Genomic DNA, 13814 nt, shown 5'->3' on the forward strand with positions numbered 1-13814 from the left:
TATTGTCGCGCGTGACCATACGCGCAAGGCCAAGGTAGAGGAAAGGGCGGTTGAAATATGCCGCTACGTCGCTCAACCTAAGCTGTTGCACTTGTTAAGTTTATTTCTGTGCAGATCCGCACAATGAGCGCGCGGTGCTGGCGATTTTCAGGGCACACCGCCTGCCCTACCTTGGGGAGGAAAGGAGAGACATCATGTCGATCAGACCTGTTTTGGAAACGCGCAAAGCCATTCCTGCCCGGGAAGGGGCTGGCGTGCATCTGCACCGCGCCTTTGGGTTTCAGGATCCTGAGGAGCTTGATCCCTTCCTGATGATGGATCACTTCCGCAACGATGATCCCCGGCTTTATGAGGCGGGCTTTCCGTGGCATCCGCATCGCGGCATTGAGACCATCACCTATGTGATTGACGGCGCGGTGGAACATCAGGACAGCCTTGGCAACACCGGCAATCTGGGCGCGGGGGATGTGCAGTGGATGACGGCAGGGCGCGGAATTTTGCATCAGGAGATGCCCACCCCCGGTGCCAATGGGGTGAACCACGGCTTTCAGCTCTGGGCCAATCTGCCCCGCGATCTGAAGATGACCGATCCGCGCTACCAGGATGTGACCGCCAAAGAAATCCCCGAGATCTTTGAGGATGACGGCACCAAGGTGCGGGTGATCATCGGCAGCTTCTGGGGTCAGACCGGCCCGGTGGATGGCATTGCCGCCGATCCGATGTTTCTGGATGTGACCGTGCCTGCGGGGGTGAAAAAGACCTTCCCGATCGACACACACCGGCGCGCTTTTGCCTATGTATTTGAAGGGGATGCGGCCTTTGCCGATGCCAGCCAGCCCACCGGCATTCTGTTGGAAAAAGAGGTGGCCGGAGAAGAGGTCAATATCCGCGATATGAGCGGGGACCGCACGCTGGTGCGCTTTGGCAATGGCGATGAGGTCACGGTACAGGCCGGCGAACAGGGCGTGCGCTTCCTGCTGATCTCAGGCCAGCCCATTCAGGAGCCGGTGGCCTGGCACGGCCCGATTGTGATGAACACGCAGGCGGAGCTGCAGCAGGCCTTTGCAGAGCTGCGCAACGGCACATTCATCAAACCGGCGCATTGATCATGGCTTTAGAAAAGTGGACGGAGGGGGAGACCCCTCCGTCTATGAGGGGCGCTGCCCCTGTCACATCAAGCGGAGTAAGGGCTCCGCCCGTTCGCCGCTGAATGTGTCCACTGGACACATTCCGAGACGCGGCTCACCCCCGGGATATTTTTTGAATGAGAAGCGCTTAGGGGGGGGGAGGAAGGCAGAGCTGTTAGGCGGCGATGCCTACGGCTTGGCGCACCATATCCCAGTAGATCTGCTCCACCTCGGAAAGCGACAGGCGGCCGCCTTCGCGGAACCATGTGTTCACGCCGGTCAGCATGGCAATCACGGCCATGGTGGTGATTTTGGGGTCCGCCACAGTGAAATCACCGCTTTCCACACCGGCGCGCAGGATCGCTTCGAGCTGGTCTTCATAGGCGCGGCGCAGGGCTTCGACCTCGGAGAAGTTTTCCGGGCTGAGATTGCGCAGCTCCATATAGGCGATGAACACCTCATCAGGGCGCTCTGAGTGAAAGCGCAGGTGCAGACGGGTGAAGGTCTCCAGTGCCGCCACCGGAGAAGCCGGGGCCTCAAGCGAGGCGCGGGTGGCCAGAAGCTCATCCATATGGGTTTTCATCAGATCAAACAGCAGCGACTGTTTGTCCGGCGTATAGTTGTAAAGCGCCCCTGCCTGCACGCCGACCTCACGCGCAATTTGGCGCATGGAAACAGCGGCATAGCCGTGCTGGGCAAAGAGCGAGAGCGCGGCGGCGCGCACGCGCGGGCCGGTGATGCCGGAATGTGAGCCTTGAGTTCGTGCCATAGGCGCAATTTAACTGAACGTACGTTCCTTTAAAACCCCGCATAAGCAGGGCTGAGGCGTGCAAGTTGGCTTGTGTCGCCAGCCCCGACTGGGCCATAAGAAAGCCGGGCAACAAAAGGGCCATTCGCGTGACACGACAGACCAAAGCAAGCCTCTTGATGATCTTATGCACGGGCGTGCTGGCCAGCTGTGGCGATGTGCCGGGACTGGATGCCGCTGTTTCCAAAGAAGTGGAGGCCGCGCCCTACCCTGAGCTTCTGCCTGCGCGCGCGCTGCCTGCCGCGCCGGAGCAGCGCCTGACGGAGAGCAGCGAGGAAGAGCTTGCCGCCCGTGGCGCTCGTCTCAATCGCCGCGCGCGTGAGCTGCAGTAAGCCTGCCCGATGCAGACGCGTTGCACCCCCCTGCAAGAGCCGCTACACGGCAAAGCAACACAGCAGACCATACCAACACATATTCGAGGTAGTGCTTCATGACCGATGCGCAGATGAGCAACCCCAACACAACACCGCTCCGTCTTGGGATTGCCGGCTTGGGCACCGTGGGCGTGGGTGTGGTGAAGATCGTGCGCCAGAAGGCCAACCTGCTGGCGGCCCGCACCGGGCGTCCGGTGGTGATCACCGCCGTGAGCGCGCGCTCCAAGGATAAGGACCGCGGCGTGTCGCTGGCGAATTACGCTTGGGAAGAGGATCCGGTGGCTCTGGCCAAGCGCGACGACGTGGATGTGTTTGTCGAACTGATGGGCGGCGAAGACGGCCCGGCGAAAGACGCGATTGAGGCCGCATTGGCGCTAGGCAAAGATGTGGTCACCGCCAACAAGGCGCTGCTGGCCCATCACGGTCAGGCGCTGGCCGAGACCGCAGAGGCCAAAGGCGCGGTGATCCGCTTTGAAGCGGCTGTGGCAGGCGGCATTCCGGTGATCAAATCCCTCACCGAAGGGCTGGCGGGCAATGAGATCACCCGCATCATGGGCGTGATGAACGGCACCTGTAACTACATCCTCACCCGGATGCAGGACGCGGGCCTGCCCTATGAAGAGGTTTTCGCCGAGGCCGATGCGCTTGGCTATCTGGAAGCGGACCCCAATCTGGACGTGGGCGGCATTGACGCCGGACACAAGCTGTCGCTGCTCTCCTCCATCGCCTTTGGCACCAAGGTGGATTTCGCGGGTGTGGAGCTGGAAGGCATTCAGCGCATCTCCATTGAAGACATTCATCAGGCCGCCGAGCTTGGCTTCAAGATCAAGCTGCTGGGCGTGACCCAGATGACCGGCCGTGGGCTGGAGCAGCGCATGTCGCCCTGCCTTGTGCCCGCAGACAGCCCGCTGGGCCAGCTCAAAGGCGGCACCAATATGGTGGTGATTGAAGGCGACGCGGTGGAGCAGGTTGTGCTGCGCGGCCCCGGTGCCGGTGAAGGCCCGACCGCCAGCGCGGTGATGGGCGATGTCTGTGACATTGCGCGCGGCTTCCGCCTCTCCACCTTCGGCATGCCCGCAGAGCAGCTGACCAGCGCCAAGGCGGCGCGCTCCAACTCCCCGGCGCCCTACTATCTGCGCCTGACGCTGGAAGACCGCCCGGGTGCCATGGCCAAGATTGCCACCGCGCTTGGCGACAACGGGATCAGCATCGACCGCATGCGCCAGACCCGCCACAATGATGAGCTCGCCCCTGTGCTGATCGTGACCCACAAAACCCAGCGCGCCGCTCTGGATGAAGCCATTGCCGCCATGCAGAGCACCGGCGTGGTCGCAAGCGCCCCTGTGGCGTTGCGCATAGAGCAGGTTTGAGATTTCAATGGCGCGCCCCTCTTGTGAGCGCGCCGCCGCTGCGATAACCGATATTTAAGCAAGCACATAAGGATCACCCCATGTCCCAAACGCCGGAATTTCACGACCGTATGCTGTCTCTCGGTTTGGCCCGTGTGGCCGAACAGGCAGCGATTGCCTCCGCAGCGCTGATTGGCAACGGCGATGAGAAAGCCGCAGACCAAGCCGCTGTGAACGCCATGCGCGAGCAGCTCAACCTTCTGGACATCGCCGGTGTTGTGGTGATTGGTGAAGGTGAGCGCGACGAGGCGCCGATGCTGTTCATCGGCGAAGAAGTGGGCACCGGCAACGGCCCCGGCGTGGACATTGCGCTGGACCCGCTGGAAGGCACCACGCTGACCGCAAAAGACATGCCAAACGCGCTGACCGTAATCGCCATGGGCCCGCGCGGCTCCATGCTGCACGCGCCGGACACCTATATGGACAAGCTGGCCATCGGCCCGGGCTACGCGGAAGATGTTGTTTCGCTGGAAATGAGCCCGAAAGAGCGTGTGGAAGCGCTGGCCAAAGCCAAAGGCTGTGACACCTCCGACATCACCGTCTGCATTCTGGAGCGTCCGCGCCACGAAGACATGATCGCCGAAGTGCGCGCCACCGGCGCCTCCATCCGCCTGATCACCGATGGTGACGTGGCTGGTGTGATGCACTGCGCCGAAGCCGAAGAAACCGGCATCGACATGTATATGGGCCGTGGCGGCGCGCCAGAGGGTGTGCTCGCGGCAGCCGCGCTGAAATGCATGGGCGGTCAGATGTGGGGCCGTCTGGTGTTCCGCAACGATGACGAGCGCGCCCGCGCCGCCAAGACCGGCATCACCGATCTGGACCGCATCTACTCCCGCGACGAGATGGTCACACAGGACGTGATCTTTGCCGCAACCGGCGTGACCGGCGGCTCTCTGCTGCCGCGCATCAAGCGCACCCCGGGCTGGATCGAAACCGAGACCCTGCTGATGCGCTCCAAGTCCGGTTCCGTGCGTCGCATGACCTACCGCGCGCCCGTCGATCAGACCTCTTGATCACAGCACGCTGCACTGATTGACTGGGCCAAAGCGCCCCTTACGGCCCGCCTCTTTGGCGGGCCTTTTGATAAGATGAAAGCCCTGCCCATGACCGACTTCCTTGGTGTATCCGAAAGCCTGACCGGACGACGCTGGCTGGGGCCGGATGTGGAGGCCACCCGCGCTGCCGAGCTGCTGGCGCAGGAGACCACCCTGCCCCCGGCACTCTGTGCAGTTTTGGCGCGGCGTGGGGTGACAGCGGCGGAAGCGGAGAACTTTCTGGAGCCGCGCCTCGCAGACCTGTTGCCCGATCCACGCGGCATCAAAGACATGCAGACCGCCGCCGCGCGTTTCCTGCAAGCGGTGCGCAAACGTGAGCGCATCGCGGTGTTTGCAGATTATGACGTGGATGGCGGCACCTCTGCGGCGCTGCTGATCACATGGCTGCGTCATATGGGGCTGAAGGCCACGCTCTATGTGCCGGATCGCATTGATGAGGGCTATGGCCCCAATGAGGCCGCCATGGCGCAGCTGGCCGCCAACCATGACCTGATCATCTGTGTGGATTGCGGCACGCTCAGCCACGGGCCGATTGCGGCGGCAAAGGCGGCAGATGTGATTGTGCTCGACCACCACCTGGGCGGCGAGACCCTGCCCGATTGTGTGGCGGTGGTGAACCCCAACCGACAGGATGAAAGCGGTGATCTGGCCCATCTCTGCGCGGCGGCAGTGGTGTTTCTCATGCTGGTGGAGGCCAACCGCCAGATGCGCGAGGCCGATGGCACACGTGGGCCCGATCTGATGGCGATGCTTGATCTGGTGGCGCTTGGCACGGTGGCGGATGTGGCCCCCCTGGTGGGGGTGAACCGCGCGCTTGTGCGTCAGGGCCTCAAAGTCATGGCGCGGCGGGACCGCACCGGGATCGTGGCACTCTCGGATGTGAGCCGCATGGACAGCGCCCCCAACAGCTATCACCTCGGCTTTCTGCTGGGGCCACGTGTGAACGCAGGCGGGCGCATCGGACAGGCCGACCTCGGCGCGCGCTTGCTCTCCACCGACAACGAACAAGAAGCTAAGGCGCTCGCGGAGCGACTCGATGAGCTCAACACCGAGCGGCGCGACATTGAGGCCGCTGTGCGTGCCGCGGCCATGGCACAGGCCGAAGAGCGTGGGCTGGATGCGCCGCTGGTCTGGGCCGCAGGCGAAGGCTGGCACCCCGGTGTGGTCGGCATTGTCGCCTCCCGTCTGAAAGAGGCCACCAACCGCCCCGCCATTGTGATCGGCCTTGACGGGGACGAGGGCAAAGGCTCTGGCCGCTCTGTCTCCGGTGTGGATCTCGGCGCCTCCATTCAAAAGCTCGCCGCGGAAGAGCTGCTGATCAAAGGCGGCGGGCACAAGATGGCCGCCGGCCTGACCGTGGCCCGTGACCAGCTGGAGCCCGCCATGGCGCGGCTCACCGAGCTGATGGCCAAACAGGGCGCAGGCGACATGGGGCCGGCGGATCTGAAACTCGACAGCCTGCTGATGCCCACCGCGGCCACGGTTGAGCTGATCACCGACATCGAAAAGGCTGGCCCCTTTGGAGCAGGCGCTCCTGCCCCGCGCTTTGCCTTTCCGGATGTGGAGATTCGCTTCACCAAACGGGTGGGCGAAAGCCACCTCAAGCTCACCTTTGGCGATGGATTCGGCGCGCGTATCGATGCGATTGCCTTTGGCGCCTATGACACCGCGCTGGGGACGGCCTTGGAATCACATGGCGGTGCGCGATTCCATCTGGCGGGCCGTCTGGAGATCAACACATGGGGCGGCCGCCAATCTGTGCAGCTGCGTCTGGAGGATGCGGCCAAAGCCGCCTGAGCCGCACCAAAGCCTTCTCATTCCCCCAATATCCTGGGGGAATCGCGGCTCTGACGCGATGGGGGCAAAGCCCCCGCATCACGCCCCAAACCCGCCAAAACAGCTTTCTGAAAAAAATCGTCACAAAGGCTCAAATTTCCGCTTGCGCCCACCCGCGCCATTCACTAGATACGCCTCACGCTTCGGCACGGCCCGTTCGTCTATCGGTTAGGACGCCAGGTTTTCAACCTGGAAAGAGGGGTTCGATTCCCCTACGGGCTGCCAGTCGAAGCGAGATTTTTGAGAAGACCTCTTCCTGAAAATCGCCACAGTGGCCCGTTCGTCTATCGGTTAGGACGCCAGGTTTTCAACCTGGAAAGAGGGGTTCGATTCCCCTACGGGCTGCCACTTCCTTATGAAAATTGCAGAAATCCTTCGCCACAAGCCGCTTTGCCTGTGCGCCTTCCTGCACACGCAATGCACGCTTAAGATGTGAACTATAAATCCCCACATCTTTCGGGCGCAGACTCTTCGTTAACCAATCCCCGCTAAATCTGGGTCTCAACGAAGGTCTTTTAACGGAATCGGATTCGCCGCAGCCATGGCTCGTCTCCGAAAACCACATGTGGGGGTAAAATGAGTAAGACACATCTGTCAGTTTGGGTGCTTCCCAGAAGCGCATGCCCGGCCACGTCGCGGTCAGAGCGTATCAAGGCGCGTTCCGGGGCCTTCATCCTCGCCTCATGCAAAGATGCGGACCTCGCGCTCATTCCGCCGCCGTCCGGCAATCTGAACCGCCGTATCTGGCCGCATACGTCGCCCAACGGCCCAACCCTGAAGATCCGCGCCTGACAGCGCCCCAGAGGGCCTCAGCCGCTCCCTCTGCGCCCCCCTACGCTTCTGTGCGTCCCTAGGGCAGCGCAGGCGGCACATCCACCGCTGGGGCGCTGGGTTTGATGTCCAAAAGCGGTGTGCCATCAAAACAGTCGATGGCATCAATGCCAATCCTGCCCGCCGCGAGATCCAGTGATGTGATCCGCACCGCCGCGAGCGAAATCGGATTGGGCCGGTTGGGAGAACGCAGCGCAAATGTGCCCTGTGCCTCCGGTTTGTGACGCGGCCTCTGGGTGATCAGATCGCGCCGCGCCCGATGCATCCAGTAAAACAGCAAAATCCCGTCCCCTACAGACAGCCCGGTCAGACCTTCCGCAAACCCCGGCTCCAGCGAGATCGACGCCCCCTGCCCGCTCTCCCGGGCGCGGGTGACATTCTTGGGGCAATCGCCGCGCTGCCACGGGGTGTGAATGCGCCCAATGAAACGCAGCTCTGCGTCCACTCGTTCAAGCGGATCAAATCCCAGCTGGCTTTCACCGTCACGCAGTTCAGGTAGAGTTTCAGACATGGTGCTCTCCTTGGCTCTTGGCGCACATCCTGCCCAAGAGCTTGGCGAGGCGCCATAAAAAAGCGCCGCTCGATGGCGGCGCTTTCAAGGTGTGTTTCTGACGTTTAGACGATCTCGCCTTCCAGCCCTTCGGTGGAGAGCCCCTCAAGCCTTGGCATGAGGCTCAAAAGCTCCTGCGTGTAGGCCTGCTTGGGGCTGGCAAAGAGGGTTTCGGTGTCAGCCACCTCCACCATCTGCCCCTGACGCATCACGCCCACACGGTCACACATCTGGCGCACCACCGGCAGGTCGTGGCTGATGAAGAGCATGGTCAGGCCCAGATGCTCCTGAAGATCCTTGAGGATGTTTAGGATCTGCGCCTGAATGGACACATCCAGCGCCGAGGTCGGCTCATCACAGATCAGGAAGCGCGGCTGGGTGGCCAATGCGCGGGCAATCGAGATCCGCTGGCGCTGACCGCCGGAGAACTCATGCGGGTATTTGCGCCCGGCTTCAGAACCAAGCCCCACACGCTCCAGAAGCTCATCCACGCGGTGCTGAATGGCGTCGCCTTCCAGCAGCTTGTGGTGGCGCACCGGCTCCGCAATGATCTCATCCACCCGCATGCGCGGGTTGAGGCTTGAGAAGGGATCCTGAAAGATCATCTGGATCTGACGGCGATAGCTTTCCAGATCCTTGGCGGTCTTGAGGCTGGTGACCTCCTGATCGTCAAAGAAGATCTTACCGCCGTTGGTCTGATACAGCGTGGCAATCATCCGCGCGACGGTGGATTTGCCCGAGCCGCTTTCCCCCACGATGCCAAAGACCTCACCCTCGCGGATGTCAAAGCTGACCTTGTCCACGGCGGTGAAGTATTTGCGACGAGATGGGATGATCGACCCGCTTTGCAGGAAGGTTTTGGTGAGCCCTTCGACCTTCAGCAGCGTGCCGGATTTGGTCGGCTCCGGGCGCTTCCAGTTGCGCGCCAGATCTTCGATCTCAAAGGTGATCTGACGGCCCCCGTACGAGAGCTGCGGGAAGCGATGCACCTTGAGTGTCGGGCGTGGCACGGCGGCAATGAGCGACTTGGTGTACTCATGCTGGGGCGCACCCAGCACCTGCTCGGTGGTGCCGCTTTCCACAACCTCACCCTGATACATCACGGTCACCTTGTCGGTGGTGTCCGCGATCACACCCATGTCGTGGGTGATCAGGATCACGCCGGTCTGGCGCTCCCGCGCGAGTTCCTTGATCAGCTCAAGGATCTGCGCCTGAATGGAAACGTCGAGCGCCGTTGTAGGCTCATCCGCGATGATCACATCCGGCTCTGAACACAGTGCAAGCGCAATCACCACCCGCTGGCGCATGCCGCCGGAGAACTGGTGCGGATATTGATTGATGCGCTCGCTCGGGTTGGGGATGCCCACCCGATCGAGGAGCTCAATCGCACGCGCCTTGCTGTCCGCATCGGAAAGCTTGAGGTGGAACTGGATGGTTTCCACCAATTGCTGGCCAACGGTCAGAAGCGGGTTCAGCGAGGTCAGCGGATCCTGGAAGATCATGGAGATCTTGGCCCCGCGCAGGGCGCGCATGCCTTCGGCATCCCGCCCGCTGATCGCTTCCCCTTTGAAGCTGACCGTGCCGCCCGCGATATGACCGGGACGTTCCAGCAGGCCCATCACAGCCGCACCAATGGTGGATTTACCGGCACCGGATTCGCCCACAAGACCGTGGATTTCACCGGGCTCCACCGCGAGGTTGGCTTTGTTCACCGCCACAAAGAGCTTGCGACGGGTCGGGAAGTGGACCGAGAGGCCCTCGATATCAAGAAGTGTATCGCTCATCACTGCAGCCTCGGGTTCAATGCATCACGCAGCCAGTCGCCCAGCAGGTTCACAGACAGCGCCAGCGCCAGAAGCGTGGCGGAGGGGAAGAGGATGATCCACCATTCGCCGGAGAACAGGAACTGTTGCCCGATGCGGATCAGCGTGCCCAGCGACGGTTGGGTCGGCGGCGCACCCACACCCAGGAAGGACAGCGTCGCCTCTGCGATGATGGCCAGTGCAAGAGAGATGGTTGCGATCACCAGCACGGGCGACAGCACATTTGGCAGGATGTGACGCAGCATGATGATGCCACGGCCCCGGCCAATCATACGTGCGGCCTGCACATACTCTTTGTCCTTCTCCACCAGCGTTGCGCCACGCACCACCCGGGCAAACTGCACCCAGTCGGACAGACCAATCGCGAGGATCAGCACCCAGATCGCCATCGTGTCCTGATGCTCAATCGGGGTGATGCCTTTGGCGATGCCAAAGATCAGCATGGCCACCAGAATGGCGGGGAAAGTGAGCTGCACGTCAGCGGCGCGCATGATGATGGTTTCCACCCAGCCGCCGACATAGCCCGCGATCAGGCCCAGCGTGATGCCCAGCACCATGGCAAACAGCACAGCAGAGAAGCCCACAAACAGCGAAATCCGCATGCCGTAGAGGATGGTGGAGAACACATCGCGCCCCTGATCATCGGTGCCCAGCCAGAAGGTGTCTCCGGTGAAATCATTGGGCGCCATCGGCGCGGTGAAACCGTTCATCAGATCCAGCGAGGCGGGATCAAACGGGTCATAAGGCGCAATCAGCGGGGCGAAGATGGCGCTCAGCACCAAGAGCATCACCACAAGGAAAGACACCACAGCCACCGGCGAGCGGCGGAAGTTGTAAGCGAAGTCGCTGTCCCAGGCTTTCGCCAGTCGGGACTGCGGCGCGGTTGAGGTTTGGTCAGACATCAGTGCGCCCCCTTACCATCCGTGCGCAGGCGCGGATCAATTGCAAAATAAAGAAGGTCAACGATCAGGTTGATGGCCACAAACATCACCGAGATCAGCATGAGGTAAGCCGCCATCACCGGGATGTCGACAAACTGGATCGCGTTGATGAACAGCAGGCCAACACCGGGCCACTGGAAGACCGTTTCGGTGATGATCGCAAAGGCGATGATCGAGCCAAGCTGCAGGCCTGTGACGGTGATCACCGGCACCAGCGTGTTTTTCAGCGCATGGCGGAAGTTAACCGTGCGGGCCTTCAGGCCACGGGCACGGGCAAAGCGCACGTAATCCTGACGCAGCACCTCAAGCATCTCAGAGCGCACCAGACGCATGATCAGCGTCATCTGGTAAAGCCCCAGCGTGATCGCGGGCAGAATGATGGCTTTCAGGCCTGTTGCAGTCAAAAGGCCGGTGCTCCACCACCCTATTTTCACAACATCCCCACGCCCGAAGGACGGCAGCCAGCCGAGCTCCACAGAGAAGAGATAGATCAGCAGAATACCTATGAGGAAAGTGGGCAATGAGACCCCGATCAGCGAGACCGACATGATCGCATTGGCCATGAACCCGTCGCGCCGGATGGCGGTAAACACGCCCAACCCAATGCCGATGGAGATCGCCAGAAAGCCGCTCACAGCCGCCAGCTCCAGCGTGGCAGGCGCGCGCTCCAGCAGGATCTCCCCCACGGGGCGGCCCTGACGATAGCTCACGCCAAAATCGCCCTGCACGGCCCCTTCGAGGAATTTGTAATATTGCAAGGGGAATGGCTCATCCAATCCCAGTTCCGCCCGCAGGCGGGAGATGTCGGCGTCCGTGCGTTCCTGACCCAGCATGTTGTCGATGGGATCACCGACAAAACGGAACATGCTGAAAGCAACAAGCCCCACGATCAGAAGCACAAGCGCGGACTGTAACACTCGTTTAATGACATACGTCAGCATCACTGCGTCCCTTTGTTTTTATGGGGGTTCCTTGCGCCCTTCTTCAGATGGGGTCAAGCAAAGCAAATGAGGCGTCGGAGTGTTGCCCGACGCCTCATTTTTCAGCAGTTTTATTGCACGTTTACCCAGCGCAGAATAAAGAAGTTATCCGGCCGTTGGATCAGCGTGACGTTGTCGCGCGCGCCCCAAACCAGAGGTTGCACATACATCGGCACATAGGCGGTTTCGTCCTGCAGAATCTTGGCTGATTCATCGAGCATCATCTGGCGTTTGCCGTCGTCAATCTCCGACTGGATCATCGGCAGAAGTTCATCAATGCGGGCGTTGGAGTAGCCGCCGAAGTTCCAGCTGCCGAGCTTCTTCTCTGCATTTGGCGTGGAGGCCAGGAAGCGGATCGGGTGCTCTGCGTCAAAGGTGCCCGGGGACCAACCCAAGAGATACATGTCAAAGTTATCCGCGCGCAGCTCCGGCCAGTAGTTCTGCACCGGCATGGCGTCGAGTTGCGCCGTCACGCCGACTTTGGCCAGCATGGAAGTGACCGCCTGACAGACCGCCTCATCGTTCAGATAGCGGTTGTTGGGGCATTTCAGACCAAACTCAAAGCCGTCCGCATAGCCGGCTTCTGCGAGCAGCGCCTTGGCACCGTCCACGTCAAAGGCCGGGCGTTCCGAGTTGGCGCCGGAGAAGCCGCGCATGGCCGGGCTCACGAGCTGGCTGGCAGGTTCTGCATTGCCGCGCATGATGGTTTGCAGGATCGCGTCCACATTCACCGCTTTGGCCACGGCTTCGCGCACGCGCGCATCTTTGAACGGGTTAGGCTTGCCCGCATCCGCGCCGTATTTCAGCTCGTCCGCATCCTGCGCAAAGCCCAGCATGATCACGCGGGCTTCGATGCCCTGAATGATCTGCACACCGTCCTGCCCCTGCAGACGCGCGGCGTCTTGGATTGGCACAGGGTTGATCATGTCCACTTCGCCAGACAGCAGCGCGGCCACAGCGGTGGCGGCGTTCTGGATCGGAGTGAATTCCGCTTTGGTGATGTTGTGGGTGGCTTCGTCCCACCAGCCATCGTGCGGTGCCAGCTCGGTGCGCAGGCCTGGCTCACGCGCGGTGACCTTGAAGGCCCCGGTGCCATTGGCGTTGAGCGTGGCGTAGTTGCCGTTTTCCTTATCAGGCAGCGCGGCGCTGTTGGCCTCGGCCCAGTCTTTGTCCATGATCATCCAGTTGGCAATGCTGTCCGGGAAGATCGGATTGGGCGCGCTGGTCAGGATGTCGACAGTGTAGTCATCCACCACTTTGACCTCAGACACCGGCGCAAACCAGCTGCGGGTGTCAGACACTTCGCTGGAGGCGCGCTGATAAGAGAACAGCACATCCTCAGCGTCAAAGCTCGCGCCGTCATGGAAGGTCACCCCTTCGCGCAGATGGAAGCGCCAGCCTGCGCCCTCGCCGATCGGCTCCCAGCTGGTGGCCAGCGCAGGTTGCACGGACATATCCTTGTCGCGCCGCACAAGCCCTTCATAAACGTTGTTCAGAAAGCCCAGAACCGGCGCGGAGTTCACCGCATGCGGGTCCATGGTCTGCGGGTCGGTTGTGCCCGCCCATTTAAAAGTCTCGGCCATAGCAGGCGCAGCGCAGACCGCCGCAGCCAGAGCCGCTGAAAAGACGCGTTTCATAATAGTCCCCTGTTTTTCCTCTCGCCTTACACCAGCGAGCCTGTTTGGAAGTCTCACCCCAGAGCGGGGGTGAAAGCAAGAGGGCAGCGAAATTTATGAACTTGTTAAATCGAGAAAAACCCGCAATTCGCACAGGCGCGCAAACAGGAGGCAGCGGGCAAAATGAAGCCGGTCATGCACGCGCCAAAGCAAAAGGGGGCGCCAAATGGCACCCCCTTCCGTGTCAAAAATCAGAAGGTCTGATTATTCGACGATTTTGGACACAACACCGGAACCAACGGTGCGGCCGCCTTCACGGATCGCGAAGCGCAGACCGGCTTCCATTGCGATCGGTGCGATCAGCTCAACGTTGAACTTCAGGTTGTCGCCAGGCATCACCATCTCGGTGCCCGCTGGCAGTTCAACAGTGCCGGTCACGTCAGTTGTACGGAAGTAGAACT

The 13814-nt window shown here is 61.4% G+C and carries 12 protein-coding genes, 2 tRNA genes and 1 pseudogene; 8 read left to right on the forward strand and 7 right to left on the reverse strand.

The genetic code is table 11. The features are described 5' to 3' along the window. Positions 1–194: 194 nt before the first annotated feature. Positions 195–1106 (forward strand): pirin family protein, encoded by a 912-nt coding sequence (locus J7399_RS19845; RefSeq protein ID WP_209089362.1) that lies wholly within the window; start codon positions 195–197, stop codon positions 1104–1106. A 196-nt stretch (positions 1107–1302) separates the two neighbouring features. On the opposite strand, the gene J7399_RS19850 is transcribed toward J7399_RS19845, so the two are convergent. Further along, positions 1303–1896 (reverse strand): TetR family transcriptional regulator, encoded by a 594-nt coding sequence (locus J7399_RS19850; RefSeq protein ID WP_209089364.1) that lies wholly within the window; start codon positions 1894–1896, stop codon positions 1303–1305. 128 nt (positions 1897–2024) lie between these two features. On the opposite strand from J7399_RS19850, the gene J7399_RS19855 reads away from it, so the two are divergent. The 7 genes from J7399_RS19855 to J7399_RS19885 all read left to right on the forward strand — a co-directional run bounded on the left by J7399_RS19855 (position 2025) and on the right by J7399_RS19885 (position 7404). Further along, positions 2025–2267 (forward strand): hypothetical protein, encoded by a 243-nt coding sequence (locus J7399_RS19855; protein ID WP_209089366.1) that lies wholly within the window; start codon positions 2025–2027, stop codon positions 2265–2267. Positions 2268–2365: 98 nt separating this feature from the next. Further along, entirely contained in the window at positions 2366–3679 is a 1314-nt protein-coding gene (locus tag J7399_RS19860; RefSeq protein WP_247742990.1) for a homoserine dehydrogenase, read from the forward strand. Positions 3680–3759: 80 nt separating this feature from the next. Continuing rightward, positions 3760–4734 carry a class II fructose-bisphosphatase gene (glpX, locus tag J7399_RS19865; protein WP_209089368.1) on the forward strand — a complete coding sequence of 325 codons (975 nt, stop codon included), beginning with the start codon at positions 3760–3762 and terminating at the stop codon, positions 4732–4734. 90 nt (positions 4735–4824) lie between these two features. Beyond that, on the forward strand, positions 4825–6573 hold the full coding sequence (recJ, locus tag J7399_RS19870) for a single-stranded-DNA-specific exonuclease RecJ (RefSeq protein WP_209089371.1): 1749 nt from the start codon (positions 4825–4827) through the stop codon (positions 6571–6573). 189 nt (positions 6574–6762) lie between these two features. Then, positions 6763–6837: transfer RNA gene (locus J7399_RS19875), tRNA-Glu, on the forward strand. A gap of 48 nt (positions 6838–6885) precedes the next feature. After that, positions 6886–6960 (forward strand) — tRNA-Glu (locus J7399_RS19880). Between the two features lie 228 nt (positions 6961–7188). Then, positions 7189–7404: a hypothetical protein gene (locus tag J7399_RS19885; protein ID WP_209089375.1), complete on the forward strand. Its 216-nt coding sequence runs from the start codon at positions 7189–7191 to the stop codon at positions 7402–7404. Positions 7405–7462: 58 nt separating this feature from the next. Here J7399_RS19885 and J7399_RS19890 read toward each other — a convergent pair whose 3' ends face one another. From J7399_RS19890 to tuf, 6 genes and pseudogenes are all read right to left on the reverse strand, one after another. Next, positions 7463–7954 carry an SAM-dependent methyltransferase gene (locus J7399_RS19890; protein WP_209089378.1) on the reverse strand — a complete coding sequence of 164 codons (492 nt, stop codon included), beginning with the start codon at positions 7952–7954 and terminating at the stop codon, positions 7463–7465. Positions 7955–8058: 104 nt separating this feature from the next. Then, positions 8059–9777: an ABC transporter ATP-binding protein gene (locus J7399_RS19895; protein WP_209089381.1), complete on the reverse strand. Its 1719-nt coding sequence runs from the start codon at positions 9775–9777 to the stop codon at positions 8059–8061. After that, positions 9777–10718: an ABC transporter permease gene (locus J7399_RS19900; protein WP_209081500.1), complete on the reverse strand. Its 942-nt coding sequence runs from the start codon at positions 10716–10718 to the stop codon at positions 9777–9779. Before J7399_RS19900 ends, J7399_RS19895 begins: the two co-directional genes overlap by 1 nt. Continuing rightward, the gene (locus J7399_RS19905) at positions 10718–11698 is read right to left on the reverse strand and encodes an ABC transporter permease (protein ID WP_209089384.1); all 981 of its coding nucleotides are present in this window, start codon (positions 11696–11698) and stop codon (positions 10718–10720) included. Before J7399_RS19905 ends, J7399_RS19900 begins: the two co-directional genes overlap by 1 nt. A 110-nt stretch (positions 11699–11808) precedes the next feature. Next, positions 11809–13374, reverse strand: a complete 1566-nt coding sequence (locus J7399_RS19910; RefSeq protein ID WP_247742991.1) for an ABC transporter substrate-binding protein — start codon at positions 13372–13374, stop codon at positions 11809–11811. 243 nt (positions 13375–13617) lie between these two features. Further along, positions 13618–13814 (reverse strand): annotated as a pseudogene (gene tuf, locus J7399_RS19915) (elongation factor Tu); the annotation flags it as partial.

The sequence above is a fragment of the Shimia sp. R9_1 genome, assembly GCF_017743775.1.
In the GTDB taxonomy this organism is placed as follows: Bacteria; Pseudomonadota; Alphaproteobacteria; order Rhodobacterales; family Rhodobacteraceae; genus Shimia.

What these genes read in the sequence shown, in the direction of transcription:
- recJ (WP_209089371.1), top strand. Translation starts at nt 4,825, where the DNA reads ATGACCGACTTCCTTGGTGTATCCGAAAGCCTGACCGGACGACGCTGG.
- J7399_RS19885 (WP_209089375.1), top strand. Translation starts at nt 7,189, where the DNA reads ATGAGTAAGACACATCTGTCAGTTTGGGTGCTTCCCAGAAGCGCATGC.
- J7399_RS19850 (WP_209089364.1), bottom strand. Translation starts at nt 1,896, where the DNA reads ATGGCACGAACTCAAGGCTCACATTCCGGCATCACCGGCCCGCGCGTG.
- J7399_RS19900 (WP_209081500.1), bottom strand. Translation starts at nt 10,718, where the DNA reads ATGTCTGACCAAACCTCAACCGCGCCGCAGTCCCGACTGGCGAAAGCC.
- J7399_RS19905 (WP_209089384.1), bottom strand. Translation starts at nt 11,698, where the DNA reads ATGCTGACGTATGTCATTAAACGAGTGTTACAGTCCGCGCTTGTGCTT.
- J7399_RS19895 (WP_209089381.1), bottom strand. Translation starts at nt 9,777, where the DNA reads ATGAGCGATACACTTCTTGATATCGAGGGCCTCTCGGTCCACTTCCCG.
- J7399_RS19860 (WP_247742990.1), top strand. Translation starts at nt 2,366, where the DNA reads ATGACCGATGCGCAGATGAGCAACCCCAACACAACACCGCTCCGTCTT.
- J7399_RS19910 (WP_247742991.1), bottom strand. Translation starts at nt 13,374, where the DNA reads ATGAAACGCGTCTTTTCAGCGGCTCTGGCTGCGGCGGTCTGCGCTGCG.
- J7399_RS19890 (WP_209089378.1), bottom strand. Translation starts at nt 7,954, where the DNA reads ATGTCTGAAACTCTACCTGAACTGCGTGACGGTGAAAGCCAGCTGGGA.
- glpX (WP_209089368.1), top strand. Translation starts at nt 3,760, where the DNA reads ATGTCCCAAACGCCGGAATTTCACGACCGTATGCTGTCTCTCGGTTTG.
- J7399_RS19845 (WP_209089362.1), top strand. Translation starts at nt 195, where the DNA reads ATGTCGATCAGACCTGTTTTGGAAACGCGCAAAGCCATTCCTGCCCGG.